The organism is Sphingomonas sp. OV641, assembly GCF_900109205.1.
Taxonomy (GTDB): domain Bacteria; phylum Pseudomonadota; class Alphaproteobacteria; order Sphingomonadales; family Sphingomonadaceae; genus Sphingomonas.
Genome location: NZ_FNZB01000002.1, coordinates 203,473 through 221,439 on the forward strand (window position 1 = coordinate 203,473; position 17,967 = coordinate 221,439).

Genomic DNA, 17,967 nt, shown 5'->3' on the forward strand with positions numbered 1-17,967 from the left:
GCTATCTATTGATCTCCTCGCCGGCCCCGCACAAGTCGCTACCGTGATTGCCAAGTGACGCCGCTAAGCGCCGAAAGTCGTCATTGTCCGGTTCCATCACCAGCGCAGTGCCGATCGCTTCCCGCGCAGCATCGGTTCGCTCAAGGTCATGCAGGAGCTCCGCCAGAACATACCGATAGCTTGCGATCGCCGGACGAAGGGCGATGACCTCGCGTATCTCCGCTTCAGCCAGGGCCGGTCGCTTGGCGCGCCGGTGGCTCAGCTCGTCAGCTGCGGCGAAGACAAGCGCCGCATGGTTCGGCATCCGGAAGTCAGGATATCGCACCCCCGAGGTCGCAAGCCGTTCCGCATCGCGCCGAAACGCCACCTGAAGGGCTGTGGTGCCGGTCTTATCCGTGCCGATGTGCAGGATGGCGCGGCGCGACACCCCGTGCTTACGCCTTTCCGACGACGCTTTCCGGCAGATCCTTGCCGAACACGCGCTGGTAATATTCCGCCACCAGCGGCCGCTCCGCCTCGTCGCACTTGTTGAGGAACGACAGGCGGAAGGCGAAGCCCACGTCCTTGAAGATCAACGTGTTCTGCGCCCAGGTGATCACCGTGCGCGGGCTCATGACGGTGGAGATGTCGCCGTTGATGAAGCCCTTGCGGGTGAGGTCGGCGACACGGATCATGTCCTCGACCTGCTTCTTGCCTTCGGGCTTGTCATATTCGCCCGATTTGGCGAGCACGATGTTCGCCTCGGTCGCGGCGGGCAGGTAATTCAGCGTGACCACGATGTTCCAGCGGTCCATCTGGCCCTGGTTGATCTGCTGCGTGCCGTGATACAGCCCGCTCGTGTCGCCGAGGCCGACCGTGTTGGCGGTCGCGAACAGGCGGAAATACGGGTTCGGGCGGATGACGCGATTCTGATCGAGCAGGGTCAGCTTACCCTCGGTCTCCAGCACGCGCTGGATCACGAACATCACGTCCGGGCGGCCGGCGTCATATTCGTCGAACACCAGAGCGGTCGGAGTCTGCAGCGCCCAGGGGAGCAGGCCTTCGCGGAATTCGGTAATCTGCTGCCCGTCCTTCAGCACGATCGCGTCGCGGCCAATGAGATCGATGCGGCTGATGTGCGCGTCGAGGTTGATGCGGATGCACGGCCATTTCAGCCGCGCCGCGACCTGCTCGATATGCGTCGACTTGCCGGTGCCGTGATAGCCCTGCACCATCACGCGGCGATTGTGCGCGAAGCCCGCCAACACCGCCATGGTCGTGTCCGGATCGAACACATAGGCGGGATCGAGATCCGGTACCCGCTCGTCCGCCTCGCTGAAAGCGGGACATTGCATGTCGCTGTCGATGCCGAACATCTCGCGCACGCTGACCATCTTGTCGGGCGCGTCGAGGATCGTGGTCTCGCGGCTGTCGGGAAGCGTGTTCGGAATATCGGTCATGCGCGCCTCGAAAGTAACACGACTGCCTTAGGCCCTGTTTTGCGGGTTATTCAACCTCTGCTTTTGCCGGCAGCCGGAAGAGATCAAGGAAGCGCGCGGCCAGATCGCGGTCGCCGGTGAACACCAGATCGCCGACTGCTTCGGCCTCCGCAATGGGCCATTTGCCATAGGTTAAGTTCGCCATGATCCGCGGCGTGGTGGCGAAATGCGCGTCCACCGCGGCTGTCCCGCGCACGATCGGCAACGCCCCGTCCACCAGCCGCGCGACAAAGGATTCGGGCCCGAACTGAAAGCCGATCGCCATCGCAGGGACGCTGCCGGCGGCGGCAGTGTCGATCATCGTGCGCAGCGACAGCATCATCGACGCCGCCGACAGCGGCAGCATCGGATTGTGATCGGGCGACCGGGCTGCCCAGGCGCCCAGCGCCTTGATCGGTTCCTCCGCCTCACAGCCCCATGGGGTAAGCCCATAGACCTGCACATTGGCGGGCGGGGCCAATCGTTCCCGCTTCACGATGTGCGCGCGCTCCAGCCCTTCCAGCCGCTGCGTCAGGACATTGGCGCTGATCCCCCCCAGCGAGGCCTTCAGTTCGCCAAATCGGCGCGGTCCGAACATCAGTTCGCGAACGATCAGCAGCGACCAGCGCTCACCCACCAATTCCATCGCCAGCGCCGTCCCGCACGCGTCATCATACCATCGTTTCGCCGGCTCCAAGCTTCTACTCGTCACTTTTTCTAACTTCATGGTTGTTTTTAATAACTACGTCGGGCACAAAACTCAAGCATCGAGTCGAAAGCGGAGAGTTTCGCATGACCAGGATGATCTTCGTGAACCTGCCGGTCTCCAGCGTCGCCGCCGCGGCGACCTTCTATGAGGCGCTGGGCTTCACCCGAAATCCGATGTTCTCGAACGAACAGGCCGCGGCGATGGAATGGTCCGACACGATCAGCGTGATGCTGCTCGACACGGCCTTTTACGCGACCTTCACCGACAAGACGCTGATCGACGCCACGACCACCAGTGGCGTGCTTTTGTGCATCTCGCGCGACAGCAGGGCGGAGGTCGATGCGATCACTGAGGCGGCGATCGCGGCAGGTGGGCGCGAGACGCGCGAACCGCAGGACATGGGTTTCATGTACAGCCGCGCCTTCGAGGATCTCGATGGCCATACGTGGGAGCCGATGCACATGGACATGGCCGCCGCCGGGCAGGCGATGAGCCAGCCCGAACCCGCCACCGCCTGATCGGGACAAGCGCCATGTCATTTCAGGCCTATCTCGACACGATCGAGAAGAAGACCGGCAAGGCACCCGCGGATCTGCGCGCAATGGGGGCGGAAAAGGGCTGGACCCGCGACGGCACGCTGTCCCCGGGGGTGAAGCCGATGGCGATCGTCGACACGCTCAAGGCCGATCTCGGGCTTGGTCACGGCCATGCCATGGCGGTGGTCGCCCTGCTGAAGGGAACCAAGAAGGAAGGCGACGCCTGACGCGCGCCTGAAGGAGCGACATCATGCCGCAACGTCACCGTGCCATGATGAACGGGATCGGGGCATTCGTCGCGACCTCGCTCGCGATCCTGCTTCATGCGGCAGCGATCGGTGCCGGGCCGCTGGCCTGACGCTGACCCTGACGCCAAAAAAGGAGAGAGAGGATGTCGAAACCGACCATCACCGCCTTTGACTGGGTGCCCGATTTCGCGCGCGGCCAGGTCCGTGACCTGCGCGTACGCTGGGCGCTGGAGGAAGTGGGCCAGCCTTATGACGTGCTGTACCTGCCGCAGGGCAGCCAAAAGCAGGAGCCGCACCGCGCCCGTCAGCCGTTCGGCCAGGTGCCGACCTATGAGGAGGGCGATCTCATCCTCTTCGAATCCGGCGCGATCGTGCTCCACATCGCCGAGCAGCATGGCAGGCTCCTCCCGAGCGAACCGGCCGCCCGCGCCCGGGCGATCGAATGGATGTTCGCCGCGCTCAACAGCGTGGAGCCACCGATCTCAGACTATGCCTTTGCGACCCTGTTCGAGGCGGGCCAGCCCTGGTCCAAGCCGAGGCTGCCCGCCGTCGAGCAGCGCATCCACGAACGCTTCGGCGAGGTCTCGCAGCGGCTGGGAGACAAGGAATGGCTGGAGGACGACCGGTTCACGGCAGGCGACCTCATGATGGTGTCGGTGCTGCGCACCCTGGAGGACGACGGCTTTCTCGAACGCTACCCGAACCTTGCCGCCTATGTGGCACGTGGCACCGCTCGCCCCGCGTTTCAGCGTGCGCTTGCCGACCAGCTCGCGGGCTTCACCGGCAATCCGCCGCCCGGGTTCGAAGAATGGCTGAAACAGCAGCAGCAGCAGGGAGAAGCGGCATGACCTATGTCGACGGCTTCGTGGTGGCGGTGCCGACCACCAACAAACAGAAATATATCGATCATGCCGAAGGCGCGCTTGATCTGTTCAAGGAGTTCGGCGCCGTCCGCATGGTGGAAGGCTGGGGCGATGACGTACCCCGCGGCGAGGTGAACGATCTGTACGGCGCGGTCCAGGCGAAGGACGACGAAGCCGTGCTTTTCAGCTGGGTCGAATATCCTGACAAGGCGACGCGCGACGCCGCGGGCCAGAAGATGATGAGCGATCCGCGCATGGGGTCGATGGGCGAGATGCCCTTCGACGGCAGCCGCATGATCTATGGCGGCTTCGAAGTGCTGCACGAGGCGGGCGACGGCGGCCAGTGCGGCTATGTCGACGGCCTGGTGCTGCCCGTCCCGCAGGACAAGAAGGACGCATATCGCGCCTTTGCGCAAACAACCGCCGCCGCTTTCCTCGAGCACGGGGCGACGCGTGTCGTCGACACGTTCGGCAATGACGTTCCGGTCGGGAAGATCACCGATTTCCACCGCGCCGCAAAGGTGCATGATGGCGAGACCGTCGCCTTTGGCTGGATCGAATGGCCGTCCAAACAGGTCCGCGACACGGCTTGGGAGCGGCTGATGAGCGACGCGCGGCTGTCCGCCGGCGGGGATCGCCCGTTCGACGGCAAGCGCATGATGTTCGGCGCCTTTGTGCCGGTTGTTGATCGCTGAACGAGGGAGAGCCACGATGCGCAATGCCGCCGGGACGCCAATCTGGTATGAGCTGCTGTCGAGCGATGCCGACGCATCGAAGACCTTCTACGAGGCCGTGATCGGCTGGACGGTAGGGCCAAGGCCGGAAGGCGACATGGATTACCGGATGATCGACACGGCATCGGGCGAGACCGTGGGCGGCCTGATGCACCTCTCGCCGCAGATGGTGCAGGGCGGCGCCACGCCGACTTGGCTGTTCTACATCGGCGTCGAAGATGTTGATGCGACGGTGAGCAAGATCAAGCAGGCGGGCGGCAGCGTCAATCTCCCCGCCTTCGACATGCCGGGCGTCGGCCGGATGGCGATGGTCGCCGATCCGCAAGGCAACCCCTTCTATGTCATGCGCGGCGAAAGCGATGAGCCAAGCCGCTCGTGGGAGCGGATGGGCATGGGCAAGTGCAACTGGCACGAGCTTTCCACCACCGATCAGGCCGCCGGCAATGGCTTTTATGCCCAGGTGTTCGGCTGGTCCTATCCGGACAAGATGGAGATGCCCGGCGACCTGGGCGATTATGTCTTCGTTGCCAGCGGCGATGGCGAGGTGATGGGCGCGACGATGAAGGCGGGGGAGCAGCCGCCCGGCTGGCTGTTCTACTTTCGCGCGCCCGACATCGATGCCGCCGCCGCGAAGGTGTCGGCCGGGGGCGGCACGGTGCTCAACGGGCCGATGGAGGTACCCGGTGGAGACAAAGTGATCGTCGCCCGCGACCCTCACGGTGCCGCATTCGGTGTCGCCGCGCCGGGCAAGCCAGCCTGACGACAGCCTTGTGGGAGAGAAGCGATGCCCAGCGACAAGCTCGTGACCTGCGTCTGGTTCGATCTCGGCCAGGCGCGCGAGGCCGCCACTTTCTACGCCGGCCTGTTTCCCGACAGCCATGTCGGCGCGGTGCAGGATTCGCCGGCGGACAATCCCTCGATGGCGGCGGGCGGTGAACTGACCGTCGAGTTTACCGTTCTCGGCCGTCCCTTCCTAGGCCTCAACGGCGGGCCGAACTTCACCCCGAACGAGGCCGTCAGCTTCATGGTGCTGACCGACGATCAGGCGGAGACCGATCGATACTGGAACGCCATCGTCGGCAATGGCGGGCAGGAAAGCGCCTGCGGCTGGTGCAAGGACCGCTGGGGCTTTTCATGGCAGATCACCCCGCGTGCGCTGATGGACGCGATGGCCGATCCCGACCGCGCCGCCGCGAAGCGCGCGATGGAAGCGATGATGACCATGCGCAAGATCGATATCGCCACCATCGAACGCGCCCGCGCCGGAGAGCCGGCCGATGCGTAGGATCATCGGCGGCCTCTTCATGTCGGTGGACGGCGTGATCCAGGCGCCAGGGGCGCCGGACGAGGATACCAGCGGCGGTTTCACTCAGGGCGGCTGGGCAGCGGGCTATTGGGACGAGCAAACCGACGCCTTCATCGCCGGGCATATCCAAAACGCGGAATATGATCTGCTGCTGGGCCGGCGCACCTACGACATCTTTGCCGATTACTGGCCGCGCCACCGAGACGATCCGATCGGCGAACGCTTCGAACGCATCACCAAATATGTCGTCACGTCCGATCCCGATACGCTGTCCTGGCGCGGGTCGCAGCCGCTGGTCGGCGATCCGGCGAGCACGGTCGCGGCTTTGCGCGGCGGCGACGGCCCCGATCTGCTGATCCAGGGCAGCAGCCAGCTTTATCCCGCGCTGTTCGGCGCGGGGCTGATCGATCGGATCTTCCTCACCATCATGCCGGTGATCCTGGGTGCCGGCAAACGCGTGCTGACCGGCGATGCCGCCTCCGCCACCGGACTACGGCTGGTCGACCATCGTGTCAGCCCGGGCGGCGTGGTGATGAACGTCTATGAGCGTGATGGACCGGTACGTACCGGCGATTTCGGCGACTGACGGAGCTGGCACATGTTTGAACTGCGGATCGAGCGCGTGATCGACGCACCCATCGATAGGGTCTGGACCGCCTGGACCGAACATTATGCCGAATGGTTCGTGCCCCGCCCCTGGTCGGTCGAGGTGATCGAGAACGATCTGCGCACCGGCGGCCGCTGCGCCATGGTGATGCGTGGGCCGGAGGGCGAGGAGATGCCGTCGGACGGCCTCTATCTGGAGGTGGTGCCGCAACGCCGGATCGTTTCCACCGACGCATTTCTGCCCGGCTGGATCCCGGCGGGCCCGTTCATGGTGCGGATCGACGAGTTCGCCGGTGCCGGCGAAAAGACCCATTATACCGCCATTGCCCGACACTGGACCGAGGAGGCACGCGACCAGCACGCCGCCATGGGCTTCGACACCGGCTGGAATGCCGCAACGGACCAGCTTGAGGAGGTGGTCGCGCGGATCCGCTGATCAAAGCCCCTCCCCTTCGCGGGGAGGGGCAAAGGCATGTTACCCTACCCGCGTGCCCGTCAGCGGGAAGCTGCCGAAGGCGCCAGCGCCGACGGTGCCGGTCACGGTGTCGCCGTCGATGGTCACGTTCATGTCCAGCGTCATCGGCATCGGCACGGTCATCTGCTGCTTCCAGGTCAGCGTGTTGCCGCTCACCTCGCCCGAGACGTCAGACGAGCCCATGGCGCCCGAATTGGTGCCGGTGAAGGTGTTGCCGTCGCTCTTCACGGTCAGCGTCGACTTCTGGTCGCCCAGCGGCGACTTCACCGTGACGTCGTAGGTACCGTCCACTCCAGCCATCATTCACTCTCCTCGGGTGCGCCCGTCACGGACGCGGCAGGCATCACCTCGACCGGCAGTCCAAGCGTGTCAAGCTGAGGCCGGACCGCCTTGGCATCGCCGATGACGACCCAGATGAAACGGTTCGGATCAATGACGCTACGGATCGCGCCGTTCAGCTGATCGCGCGTCATCGCGCGGTACCGCTGCGTGATGGTGGCATAATAATCGTCGGGCCGGCGATAAAGGTCGTTGGCCTGCATCGCGCCCAGCACCGCGCCGGAGGTTTCAAAATCGCCGGCGAGCGATCGAGTCGCGCCGGTGATCGTCCGTTGGAACTCCGCCTCGCTCATCGGCCGGTTGCCGACGAACGCGCCGATTTCCGCCTTCATCGCGGCGATCGACGCGCCGGTCTTGTCAGCCTGAACGGGCGCGCGAAGCTGATAGGGCGCGGCCTCCGCATGGCGCGCGAAGCCGCCATAGGCGCCGTAGGACCAATGCTTGGTTTCCCTGAGGTCCATGTTGATGCGGCCCAGGAAGTCGCCGCCCAGCGCATCATTGGCGGTGATCACCGGCAACAAATCGTCCGTGCCGCGAAGGCCCGTGCGAAGCACGCCGGCGATGCGCGACTGCGGTGAATCCGGGCGATCCACCAGCACGATGCGCGGCACCGGCAGGCTGCGATCCTCACGGAACACCTTGGTGCCAGCCGCGCCCTCGCCCTTCCAGCCGGCCAGTGCTCGATCCAGCCCCGCCTTCACTTCGGCAAGCGGACGATCGGAAACAACGAACACCTTGGCCTTGTCCGGCCTGAGCCATGCGTGGTGGAAGGCGACCAGATCGGCGCGCGTCAATGCGGCCACTGCCTCGGCATCGCCGCTGCCCTGGTTCTTGGCATAGGGATGCGCCGGGCCGTAGAGGATCGGCGGCAGGATACGCTGCTCGATCCCTTCCGGATCGGTCTGCTCCTGCGCGATCTGGGTCAGCATTTGCGCCCGGACGCGCGCCAGCTCGCTATCAGGGAAGGAAGGCGCGCGCAGCAGCTCGGCCCAGATATCCAGCGCCGGGCCGAGATTCGCGCTCGGCGCGCGGAAGCTGACGGTGGTTCGATCGGCGGACGATCCGGTGAAGATATCGAGCCCGAGCCGCTCCTTCGCCTCGGCCAGCTGGATCGAATTGAGCCGCGCCGTGCCTTCGTCGATCATCGCGAGCGTCATGCTCTGCGTGCCCAGTTGGTCGGCCACATCGGCTGCGGCACCGGCATCGAAGCTGGCGACCATCTGCGTGATCGGCACCGTCGCGCGCTGCGCATAGACAAGCTCGACCCCGTTCGAGAGCTGCGCCCGTTCCACCTTGGGAAAGGCGAGCGCGCCGACCTCGCCGACCGGCGGCATCGGCTCGCGCGTCCCCTTGGCCGGAGCCTCCGGCGCCTTGGTCTGTTCCGCGGGCGGCGGCACCATGGCTTCCTCATAGGCGTCGCGCTCGCCCGGCACGACGGTGAGGCTGTAATTCGGACGGGTCAGCCATTGCTGCGCCGCAGCCTTCACGCTGGCCGGCATCTGGGCGGCCAAGGCGGCGAGCTGCTTCTTGTAGAAGCCCGGATCGTCCGAATAGAGCGCGCCCTCCGCCAGCGCGACCGCCTTGCCACCAAAGCCGCCGACCGCCTCCAGCCCGCCAATCCGGCGGGAGATCGTGGTGGTCAGCGTCCGCTGCACCTCATCGGGCGTCGGACCGTTGCGGATGAACTCGGCCACCAGCTCGTCCAGGCGGCGGGACACGATCGCCGGGTCGACGCCCGGCCGCACCATGGCATGGATGGTGAAGGTGCCGACCTGCGCGAAATCGGAATAGCTCGCGCTCACCTGCACGGCGGTCTTGTCACCCTTCACCAGCGCATTGTCGAAGCGCGAGCTGGCGAGCCCGCCCAGCACCGATGCGGCAACCTCCAGCGCCGGTGCCGCCGCATCGTTGAGGCCCGGGACTGGCCAGCTCTTCACCACGAGCGGAGCGGCGACCCGATCCTTCATCACCTCGCTGCGCGGCTGCGCCAGCACCGGCACCGCCGCTTGCGGGGCCACGCTCTCCGGCCCGCGCTTGATGGCGCCGAAATATTTGGCCGTCAGGCGCTTCGCCGTCGGCACGTCAATATCGCCTGCCAGGACCAGCACGGCATTGTTCGGCCCGTAATGGTCACGGAACCAGTCCTTCACGTCCTGAAGGCTGGCCTTGTCGAGATCGGCCATCGATCCGATCGTGCTGTGGCCGTAGGGATGCGCATCCGGGAACACGCCTTCGATCAGCTTGTAGCTGATAAGGCCGTAAGGCTGATTGTCGCCTTCGCGTTTCTCGTTCTGCACCACGCCGCGCTGCTCATCCAATACCGCCTGCGAGATCGCGCCGGTCAGCCAGCCCATGCGATCGCTTTCGAGGTACAGCGCCTGTTCCAGCGCGGCGGTCGGCACCGTCTCAAAGTAATTGGTACGATCGAAATAGGTCGTGCCGTTGAGATCGGTCGCGCCGACCTGCTTCAGCGGCTCGAAGAAATCGCCCGGCGCATTCTCGCTGCCGTTGAACATCAGATGTTCGAACAGATGCGCAAAGCCGGTCTTGCCCGCCGGTTCATGCTTGGAGCCGACGTCATACCAGACCGACACAGCCACCACCGGCGCCTTGCGATCGGTGTGCACCACCACGCGCAGGCCATTGGGCAAGGTGAACTGCTGGTATGGGATGTCGATGGCGCCCACGAGGTCGGCGACGGGGGCTGGCCGGTCGGCCGTTGCCGCTACACCCGGTTGCGGCGTGGTCTGGGCGAAGGAGGGGGGAACAAGAGCAAGGGCCGCGACACTGGCGGCCAGTGAGATCGACAGACGCAATTCGATACTCCTCAACGATATCGGCAGCCTAGTCGCCGACCGGCGCGCTGGGAAGCGGGCAACATTTCGTCACAAAGGATTGACTGCCAAAGCAACGATTGCCTAAGCAACAATGATGGCATTCACCGAGTCGACCTTCTACCCGGATGCGTCGCCCGGCTATCTGGTGCGGCTGATCCACCAGATGTCGGTGGCGGCGCTTGATCGGACGCTGGCGGCGGATGGTCTGACCGCCACGCAATGGATGACGTTGGTGTCGCTCCACTTCGGTCACGCCGACACCTGCGTCGGGCTCGCGCGCACGCTCGGCCACGACAAGGGCGCGATGACCCGGCTGATCGATCAGATGGAGGCGAAGGGCTGGGTGGCGCGACAACGCGACGATGAGGATCGCCGGCTAATCCGCCTGTCGCTGACCAAGGCCGGCTCCGAGGCGGCGATTGCGGCCAAGCGCAAGGTGATCGCCTGCTGGAACGGCTTTCTCGCAGACTGGAGCGATGCCGACGTCGCCAATCTGATCGCCATGCTGCAGCGGCTGCGCCGCACGATGGAGGAAAGCGACACATGCGCCGCCTGAAGATGAAGTCCCGGCGCATCGTCGCGCACGCCGCCGGCCCGGCTGCGCTCGCCGCGCTGCTCGCTGCCTGCACCCCGCCCGACACCGCGCCGCAGCTCAGCCAGCGGGCGCCTGCGGATCTCGGTCTCACCGGCGCATCCATGCCGGCGATCGATCCCGATTGGTGGACGGCATTCGGCGATCCGCAGCTCGACCGTATCGTCGCCGACGCATCGGCCGGCAATCCGGATCTCGCTGCCGCGCTCGCCCGTGTCCGGCAGGCGCAGGCGGTGCTTGCCCGCCGCGATGCGGAAACCGGGCCGGATATCACCGGCGACGCCAATGCGCAGGTCGCACGACTGTCGGGCCGCTACACCATCCCGCCGCCTTATGGCGGCAGTGTGCGCTTCCTCGGCACCGCCCAGGCGAACCTTTCATGGAACCTCGACCTGTTCGGCCGCCAGCGCGCCGCCATCGAGGGCGCCCGCGCCTCGCTTACCGCCGCCCGCTTCGACGTGGATGCAGCGCGGCTGATGCTCGCTGGCTCGATCGTCGCGACCTATGCTGAGGTGGCCCGCGCCGAGCGGATCGCCGCCATCGCCCGTCAGACGATCGCCGCACGCGAACGCGCCGTGCGGCTCACCAACACGCGGGTGCAGAACCAGCTCGCCAGCAAGCTGGATGTGCAGGCCGCCGTCACCCTGCTCGCCCAGGCACGTGTAGCGTTGACCCGGGCTGAGGCCGCGCGCGTCATTGCGGTGGACGCGCTGGCGGCGCTGGCGGGGCGGGGATCGGATTATGCGGCCGGGATCGGCCCGACGCGCCTGTCCGATCCCGTCACCCTCGCCTTGCCCGCGACGATCCCCGCCGACCTGCTCGCCCGCCGAGCCGATATCGCTGCCGCCGCCGCGCGGGTCGATGCCGCCGCCGCCGGGCGCCAGGTGGCACGCCGCGCCTTTTACCCGGACGTCAATCTGGTCGCGCTTGCCGGCCTGCAGGCGGTGGGCATCGGCAACCTTTTCAACGCCGACGCGGGCACCGCCGGTGCCGGGGCCGCGCTCCACCTGCCGATCTTCGATTCCGGCCGGCTCGAGGCGGATCTCGCCGGGGCGACCGCGCAGGTCGATCTCGCCATCGCGGATTACAACCGCACGGTGGTTGGCGCGGTGCGCGAAGCGGCGGACGCGCTTGCCCAGATTCGCGCCAACACGGCCGAGGCGAGGGCGCAGGCCGAAGTGGTCCGCGGCTTCGCCGAAACGAACCGATTGAACGCCGTTCGCATCAATGCCGGGCTCGAGTCGCGCCTCACCGGCATCGACACCGACATCCGCCTGCTGGACGCCCAGCTCGCCTCCGCCACCCTGTCCGTCGACGCGCTTGCCGCACGGGCACGGCTCGCCCAGGCGCTGGGCGGCGGCTTTGATCCCTCCCGGAACCCAGCATCATGACCGATACCGCCGTTCCCGCCCCGCCCGCCGGCCGCCCGGCGCTTCGTCGCCGGCTGCTGCTGGGTCTCGCCATCGTCGTGATCGTCGGCATCGCGATCTGGGCCGTGTTCCACTTCCTCCTCGCCGCACCGGAAGAGGAGACCGACGACGCCTATGTCGCCGGCGACGTAGTGGCAGTGACGGCGCGCGATCCGGGAACGATCATCGCCATCCACGCCGACAATACGCAGTCGGTGAAGGCTGGCCAGCCGTTGATCGATCTCGATCCGCTGACGGCCGACGTGAACCTCGCCGCGGCCGAGGCGGAACTGGCGCGCGCCGTGCGTGGCACCCGCGCCGATTTCTCCCGCGTCACTGAATCCGGCGCCGCCGTGGTTCAGGCGGAGGCACAGCTCGCCGCCGCCCAGGCCGATTACGCCCGCCGGCGCGGTGCCGCCGCGGAGGGCGCCGTCTCGGGCGAGGAACTCAGCCACGCCGCCGATCAGGTAAAGGTCGCCCGCGCCGCGTTGAACCTGGCGCGCAGCCGCCGCACCCAGGCGCAGAGCACGGTGGCCGGCACGGCGGTGAACACCAACCCCGCCGTGCTCGCCGCCATCGCCGCCTATCGCCGCGCCGCCATCGTGCGCAGCCACATGCATATTGTCGCGCCGATCGATGGCGTGGTGGCGCAGCGCCAGGCGCAGGTGGGGCAGCAGATCGCCGCCGGCACGCCGCTGATGGCGGTGGTCCCGCTCCAGCGCCTGTGGGTGGACGCGAACTTCCGCGAAACGCAGCTCAAGGACATCCGCATCGGTCAGCCCGCGACGGTGGTGGCCGACGCTTATGGCGATGAAGTGGTCTATCACGGCCGCGTCGCCGGCCTGTCGGCGGGCAGCGGCAACGCCTTTGCCCTGCTGCCGCCGCAGAATGCCAGCGGCAACTGGATCAAGATCGTGCAGCGCGTGCCGGTGCGGATCATGCTCGATCCCAAAGAGCTGGGTGCGAACCCGCTGCGCGTCGGCCTGTCGGTGCTCGCCACGGTGGACACCGCCAGCACCGGCGGTGCGCGTCTGGCCGCCCCCGCCGCGCAACCCTATCGTGGCAACGTCGCCGAGGCCGATCCCGCCGTCGAGGCGAAGATCGCTCAGATCATCGCGGCGAACCGCTGATCCGATGGCACGCGCTCCCCTCACCGCCGCCATGCTGACGGATCGGTCGCATGGCTAGCGCCGCCGCCCCGGTCGCCGCGCGGCCAGGCGGCCCGCCGGCGCAACCCGCTCCGCTATCCGGCGCGCGCCTCGGCCTCGTCGCCTTCGCGCTGGCGCTCGGCACCTTCATGATGGTGCTCGACACCACCATCGCGAACGTCTCGCTTCCCACCATCGCCGGCAATCTGGGTGTCAGCTCGGACAATTCGACCTGGATCGTCACCGCCTTTGCGGTCGCCAACGGTATATCGGTGCCGCTGACCGGATGGCTGATGCGCCGATTCGGCGTGGTGCGCACCTTCTGCACCTCGCTGGCGCTGTTCACGCTCGCCTCCTTCCTGTGCGGCATTGCCTGGAGCCTGCCCTCGCTCATCATCTTCCGCGTGCTTCAGGGCGCGGTGTCCGGCCCCATGATGCCGGGCAGCCAGGCATTGCTGATCTCCGTCTTCCCGCCGGAAAAGCGCGCCACCGCGCTCGGCATCTGGTCGATGACGACGTTGGTCGCGCCGATCATGGGGCCGATCCTCGGCGGCTACATCTCCGATAACTATCATTGGAGCTGGATCTTCCTGATCAACGTGCCCTTCGGCATCTTCACCATCGCGATCTGCTGGTCGAACCTGAAGGATCGGGAGACGCCAACCGCCAAGGTGCCGATCGACACCATCGGCCTCGCGCTGCTGGTGCTGTGGGTCGGCTGCCTGCAGGTGATGCTTGATCTCGGCAAGAATGCCGACTGGTTCAACGATCCGATGATCGTGGTGCTGACGGTGATCGCCGGCGTCGGCTTCGTCGCCTGGCTGATCTGGGAGCTGACCGACGCCAACCCGATCGTCGACCTGTCGCTGTTCGCCAGCCGCAATTTCGCGATCGGCAACATCGCCTTTTGTCTCGGCTATGCGGTGTTCTTCGCCAACATCCTGCTGCTGCCTTTGTGGCTCCAGACGCAGCTTGGCTATACCGCCACCTGGGCCGGCCTTGTCGCCGCGCCCAGCGGGGTGGTGGCGGTGCTGCTCACCCCCTTGAGCGCGCGGCTGTCGGGCAAGATCGACGCGCGGATCCTCGCCAGCATCGCCTTTGTCGCCTTTGCGATCAGTTATTGGCTGCGGTCGGGCTACACCACATACGCCGGCTTCTGGGATTTCGTCTTTCCGCTGCTGGTGCAGGGCGTTGCCATGTCGACCTTCTTCCTGTCGATGCTGACCATCTCGCTCGATCGCATCCCGCCCGAGCGGCTGCCGTCGGCGACCGGCCTGTCCAACTTCACCCGCATCGTCGCCGGCGCCTTTGCCGCATCGATGATCACTACCGCCTGGGACCGGCGCGAGGCGCTGCACCAGGGCCGCTTGTCGGAGGCGATCGGGAACAACGTTCCCTATCAGATGGCGAGCGAGGGGCTGGCCAACCTGGGGCTGAACGCCACCCAGGCGGCGGCCGTCATCACCCGCCAGATGGTGGGTCAGGCCTATCTCCTCGCCTCCACCGATCTGTTCCGCCTGTCCGCCTATCTCAGCGGCGCGCTGCTGATCATCGTGTGGCTGTGCCGCCGCCCCTCTGCCCATGGCGCTGGGCCCGTCGCCGCCGACTGAGCCTTGCGTCCGCTCCCGCGCCAATTCATAGCGTGTTCCAAGAAAAGGACGGGAGAGGGCCATGGATCTTTCGCTCAGCGACGAGCAGGTGATGCTGCGCGACACGCTCACGCGGTATCTGGCGCAAAGCTTTGCGTTCGATCCCCATAAGTCGCGCGACGCCGACGCCCTGTGGCGCGTTCTTGGCCGCGACCTGGGCGTGCTGGGCGCAACCCTGCCGGCCGAGGCTGGTGGCCTGGGCGGCGGCGCGGTCGAAACCATGGTGGTGGCGGACGCGCTTGGCGAGGCGCTTGCCCCCATTCCTTATATCGAAACCGCGGTGATCGCCGCCGGCCTCCTGAAGCGGACCGGTGGGGAGCGCGCCGCCGCGCTTCTCCCGCAGCTCGCCGATGGCAGCCTCCGCGCCGTGCTGGCTGCTGGTGAGGCGGACAGCCGCCAGGCGCTGGAGGCGGTGAAGACAAAAGCGCGGCGGAGCGGCAATGGCTGGACGCTGGATGGCGAAAAGGTCGTCGTGGCCGGCGCGCCGGGTGCCGACTGGCTGCTCGTCACCGCCCGCACCTCCGGAGACACGCGCGACGTGCGCGGCATATCCCTCTTCCTCGTGCCGGCCGATGCTGCGGGGCTGTCACGCCATGATTATGCCCTGATCGATGGCCTGCCCGCGTCCGACCTGACGCTCGCCGGCGTCACCCTGCCGGCGGATGCCTTGCTGGGTGACGAAGGCGGCGCGTTGCCGCTGCTGGAACAGGCGCGGGACGAGGGGATCGCTGCCCTGTGCGCCGAGGCCGCCGGGCTCACCCGCAAGCTGCTCGGCGACACGGTCGCTTACACCAAGGAGCGCAAGCAGTTCGGCCAGCCGCTCGCCAGCTTCCAGGCGCTGCAGCACCGCATGGTGGACATGTATATCGCCGTCGAGCAGGCGACCTCCGCCGCCTATCTCGCCGCGCTCCATGTCGAGGGTCCCGCCGAGCAGCGCGCCCGCGCGGTCGCGGCGGCAAAGGCGACGGTGGCCGATGCAGTGCGCTTCGTTGGGCAGAATGCGGTGCAACTGCACGGCGGCATGGGCATGACGGACGAGCTGGCGGTCGGCCATTATTTCCGCCGCGCTACCGCCATCGAGCAGCAGTTCGGTGCGACCGATCACCACGCGAAACGCTATGCTGCACTGATGCGCGAGGATCTGGGAATCTGACGCCCCCGCGGTGAACAACAAAGCCAGTGGAAACAAGCATTCGCGTGCGGCCCGAAAGCATCGGGAACGTAATCCGCAGGTAAGCCGTTCTAGCGATCCAGTCTTTCAGAAGCCGGAGTATGGCACATGAAGATTATGATTGCGCTGGCAGTTGCCGGCACCGCTTTTGCTACGGCCGCACAGGCCGATGTGCGTCATGGCGTTTATAACGATTCAAATTCCCACTATCTCGACTACAAGACTGACTTGAGCGAGGCACGTCGGGAGTTGCGCAGCGATCTTGCCCGCGCGAATGACAAGGCAGATCGTGTCGATGCCTGGTCCGAGTATCGCCGCGAAGTGGCCGACGCGCGGCATGACTTCGACAAGGAAATGGCGGAACGCGGTGTCACCGTCACCCGCCGCCCCAGCGTGACGGTCGAGCCTTATTGATCCACACCTGATCCAACCGACGGGCGGCCCCGATGACGGGCCGCCCGTTGTCCTTCACAGGACGAAGCGGCTGAGATCCGTATTGCGCGCCACGCTGGCGAGCTGCTGTTCGACATAGGCCGCATCCACGGTCATGGAGCTGCCACCACGGTCCTCCGCGTCGAAGCTCACTTCCTCCAGCAGCTTCTCCATCACGGTCTGCAGCCGCCGCGCACCGATATTCTCGATCTCGCCGTTCACCTCGGCCGCGATCCGCGCCACTGCCCGGATGCCATCCTCGGTGAAGTTGACCTCGACCCCCTCCGTCCCGATCAGCGCCTTGTACTGTGCCGGCAGCGACGCCTTGGTGTCGGACAGGATCGCGACGAAATCATCCTCGGTCAGCCCCTTCAGTTCCACGCGGATGGGAAGGCGGCCCTGCAGCTCGGGCAAGAGATCGCTCGGCTTCGCCACATGGAAGGCGCCCGACGCGATGAACAGGATATGGTCCGTCTTCATCGGGCCATACTTAGTTGAGACGGTAGTGCCCTCGATCAGCGGCAGCAGATCGCGCTGCACGCCCTCACGGCTCACCGAACCGCCGCGCACGTCGCTCACCGCGATCTTGTCGATCTCGTCGAGGAAGACGATGCCGTTCGCCTCCGCATCGGCCAGCGCCACGCGGCTCACCTCGTCCTGGTCGAGCCGCTTGTCGGCCTCCTCCTCGACCAGTTTCTCCCAAGCCGCGGGCACCAGCAGCTTGCGCCGCTTGGTCTGCCCGCCGCCGAGCTTGCCGAACATCTCGCCGAGGTTGATCATGCCGACCTGTCCGCCGCCCGGCATCTCGAACGGCATCTGCGGCGCGGCCTGAAGCTCCAGCTCGATCTCAGTTTCGTTGAGGTGCCCGTCGCGGAAGCGCTGGGCGAAGCTCTCGCGCGTCGCCTGGCTCGAATCCTTGCCGACCAAGGCATCGAGCAGCCTCCCCATCGCCGCTTCCTCGGCCTTGTCCTTCACCGCATTGCGGCGGCGTTCCTTCTCCAGCCGCACCGCTTCTTCCACGAGATCGCGCGCGATCTGCTCCACGTCGCGACCGACATAGCCGACTTCGGTGAACTTGGTCGCCTCCACCTTCACGAACGGCGCATCGGCGAGCTTCGCCAGACGGCGGCTGATCTCGGTCTTCCCACAGCCGGTCGGGCCGATCATCAGGATGTTCTTGGGCGTTACCTCGTCGCGCAGCTCTGGGCTGAGCTTCTGCCGGCGCCAGCGATTGCGCAGCGCGACCGCGACGGCGCGCTTGGCTTCCTTTTGTCCGATGATGTGAGCGTCGAGAGCGGCGACGATCGCCTTTGGGGTAAGATTGTCGTTCATCGCCGGCGCATATCGGGGCGGGGAAGCGGGGGATCAAGCGGGACGCCCATCCCTTCCTGTTCCCCGGCGAAGGCCGGGGCCCAGTTGAGGACGGGTGGTAAACACGCGCTGCACTCCGCCACCT

The 17,967-nt window shown here is 66.5% G+C and carries 20 protein-coding genes and 1 pseudogene; 15 read left to right on the forward strand and 6 right to left on the reverse strand.

What is annotated here, in order from left to right; all coding sequences use genetic code 11:
• Position 1 precedes the first annotated feature (1 nt).
• The 3 genes from BMX36_RS11870 to BMX36_RS11880 are packed head-to-tail and all read right to left on the reverse strand — an operon-like array spanning position 2 to position 2,154.
• On the reverse strand, positions 2 to 427 hold the full coding sequence (locus BMX36_RS11870) for a hypothetical protein (protein ID WP_093065773.1): 426 nt from the start codon (positions 425 to 427) through the stop codon (positions 2 to 4).
• 7 nt (positions 428 to 434) lie between these two features.
• Positions 435 to 1,439, reverse strand: coding sequence for a cobaltochelatase subunit CobS (gene cobS / locus BMX36_RS11875; protein WP_066778154.1), 1,005 nt, complete (start codon positions 1,437 to 1,439; stop codon positions 435 to 437).
• Positions 1,440 to 1,485: 46 nt separating this feature from the next.
• Positions 1,486 to 2,154, reverse strand: a complete 669-nt coding sequence (locus BMX36_RS11880; RefSeq protein WP_371262877.1) for a winged helix-turn-helix transcriptional regulator — start codon at positions 2,152 to 2,154, stop codon at positions 1,486 to 1,488.
• Between the two features lie 95 nt (positions 2,155 to 2,249).
• Here BMX36_RS11880 and BMX36_RS11885 point away from each other — a divergent pair, with 95 nt between their 5' ends.
• The 9 genes and pseudogenes from BMX36_RS11885 (at position 2,250) to BMX36_RS11920 (ending at position 6,895) form a co-directional block, all read left to right on the forward strand.
• Entirely contained in the window at positions 2,250 to 2,684 is a 435-nt protein-coding gene (locus BMX36_RS11885; RefSeq protein WP_093065776.1) for a VOC family protein, read from the forward strand.
• Between the two features lie 14 nt (positions 2,685 to 2,698).
• Positions 2,699 to 2,929, forward strand: coding sequence for a DUF4287 domain-containing protein (locus tag BMX36_RS11890; protein WP_093065778.1), 231 nt, complete (start codon positions 2,699 to 2,701; stop codon positions 2,927 to 2,929).
• 164 nt (positions 2,930 to 3,093) lie between these two features.
• Positions 3,094 to 3,798, forward strand: coding sequence for a glutathione S-transferase family protein (locus BMX36_RS11895; protein ID WP_093065780.1), 705 nt, complete (start codon positions 3,094 to 3,096; stop codon positions 3,796 to 3,798).
• Positions 3,795 to 4,139 (forward strand): annotated as a pseudogene (locus tag BMX36_RS22140) (DUF1428 domain-containing protein); the annotation flags it as partial. The gene BMX36_RS11895 and the pseudogene BMX36_RS22140, both read left to right, overlap by 4 nt.
• Positions 4,128 to 4,508, forward strand: coding sequence for a DUF1428 domain-containing protein (locus BMX36_RS22145; RefSeq protein ID WP_305825948.1), 381 nt, complete (start codon positions 4,128 to 4,130; stop codon positions 4,506 to 4,508). The pseudogene BMX36_RS22140 and the gene BMX36_RS22145, both read left to right, overlap by 12 nt.
• Before the next feature lie 16 nt (positions 4,509 to 4,524).
• Positions 4,525 to 5,307 carry a VOC family protein gene (locus tag BMX36_RS11905; RefSeq protein WP_093065784.1) on the forward strand — a complete coding sequence of 261 codons (783 nt, stop codon included), beginning with the start codon at positions 4,525 to 4,527 and terminating at the stop codon, positions 5,305 to 5,307.
• 24 nt (positions 5,308 to 5,331) lie between these two features.
• Positions 5,332 to 5,832, forward strand: coding sequence for a VOC family protein (locus BMX36_RS11910; protein ID WP_093065786.1), 501 nt, complete (start codon positions 5,332 to 5,334; stop codon positions 5,830 to 5,832).
• Positions 5,825 to 6,439, forward strand: a complete 615-nt coding sequence (locus tag BMX36_RS11915; RefSeq protein ID WP_066778172.1) for a dihydrofolate reductase family protein — start codon at positions 5,825 to 5,827, stop codon at positions 6,437 to 6,439. Before BMX36_RS11910 ends, BMX36_RS11915 begins: the two co-directional genes overlap by 8 nt.
• Before the next feature lie 12 nt (positions 6,440 to 6,451).
• The gene (locus BMX36_RS11920; protein ID WP_093065788.1) at positions 6,452 to 6,895 is read left to right on the forward strand and encodes an SRPBCC family protein; all 444 of its coding nucleotides are present in this window, start codon (positions 6,452 to 6,454) and stop codon (positions 6,893 to 6,895) included.
• Between the two features lie 39 nt (positions 6,896 to 6,934).
• Here the strand turns inward: BMX36_RS11920 and BMX36_RS11925 are convergent, their stop codons facing one another.
• Complete coding sequence (locus BMX36_RS11925; RefSeq protein ID WP_093066353.1) at positions 6,935 to 7,234, reverse strand: hypothetical protein; 300 nt, start codon at positions 7,232 to 7,234, stop codon at positions 6,935 to 6,937.
• Entirely contained in the window at positions 7,234 to 10,089 is a 2,856-nt protein-coding gene (locus BMX36_RS11930; protein ID WP_093065790.1) for a M16 family metallopeptidase, read from the reverse strand. Before BMX36_RS11930 ends, BMX36_RS11925 begins: the two co-directional genes overlap by 1 nt.
• Before the next feature lie 115 nt (positions 10,090 to 10,204).
• On the opposite strand from BMX36_RS11930, the gene BMX36_RS11935 reads away from it, so the two are divergent.
• The 6 genes from BMX36_RS11935 (at position 10,205) to BMX36_RS11960 (ending at position 16,493) form a co-directional block, all read left to right on the forward strand.
• A complete protein-coding gene (locus BMX36_RS11935; protein WP_197420523.1) occupies positions 10,205 to 10,666 on the forward strand; it encodes a MarR family winged helix-turn-helix transcriptional regulator in 462 nt (153 codons plus the stop codon).
• The gene (locus tag BMX36_RS11940; protein WP_256210779.1) at positions 10,654 to 12,093 is read left to right on the forward strand and encodes an efflux transporter outer membrane subunit; all 1,440 of its coding nucleotides are present in this window, start codon (positions 10,654 to 10,656) and stop codon (positions 12,091 to 12,093) included. The genes BMX36_RS11935 and BMX36_RS11940 overlap by 13 nt, the downstream gene beginning before the upstream one ends.
• Positions 12,090 to 13,241: an HlyD/EmrA/EmrK family protein gene (locus BMX36_RS11945; RefSeq protein WP_093065791.1), complete on the forward strand. Its 1,152-nt coding sequence runs from the start codon at positions 12,090 to 12,092 to the stop codon at positions 13,239 to 13,241. The genes BMX36_RS11940 and BMX36_RS11945 overlap by 4 nt, the downstream gene beginning before the upstream one ends.
• Before the next feature lie 50 nt (positions 13,242 to 13,291).
• Positions 13,292 to 14,869: a DHA2 family efflux MFS transporter permease subunit gene (locus tag BMX36_RS11950; RefSeq protein WP_093065792.1), complete on the forward strand. Its 1,578-nt coding sequence runs from the start codon at positions 13,292 to 13,294 to the stop codon at positions 14,867 to 14,869.
• Between the two features lie 61 nt (positions 14,870 to 14,930).
• Positions 14,931 to 16,061 carry an acyl-CoA dehydrogenase family protein gene (locus tag BMX36_RS11955; protein ID WP_093065794.1) on the forward strand — a complete coding sequence of 377 codons (1,131 nt, stop codon included), beginning with the start codon at positions 14,931 to 14,933 and terminating at the stop codon, positions 16,059 to 16,061.
• 126 nt (positions 16,062 to 16,187) lie between these two features.
• Positions 16,188 to 16,493: a hypothetical protein gene (locus BMX36_RS11960; RefSeq protein ID WP_066782205.1), complete on the forward strand. Its 306-nt coding sequence runs from the start codon at positions 16,188 to 16,190 to the stop codon at positions 16,491 to 16,493.
• A gap of 54 nt (positions 16,494 to 16,547) precedes the next feature.
• Here the strand turns inward: BMX36_RS11960 and hslU are convergent, their stop codons facing one another.
• Positions 16,548 to 17,843, reverse strand: coding sequence for an ATP-dependent protease ATPase subunit HslU (hslU, locus tag BMX36_RS11965; protein WP_093065796.1), 1,296 nt, complete (start codon positions 17,841 to 17,843; stop codon positions 16,548 to 16,550).
• Between the last annotated feature and the right edge of the window lie 124 nt (positions 17,844 to 17,967).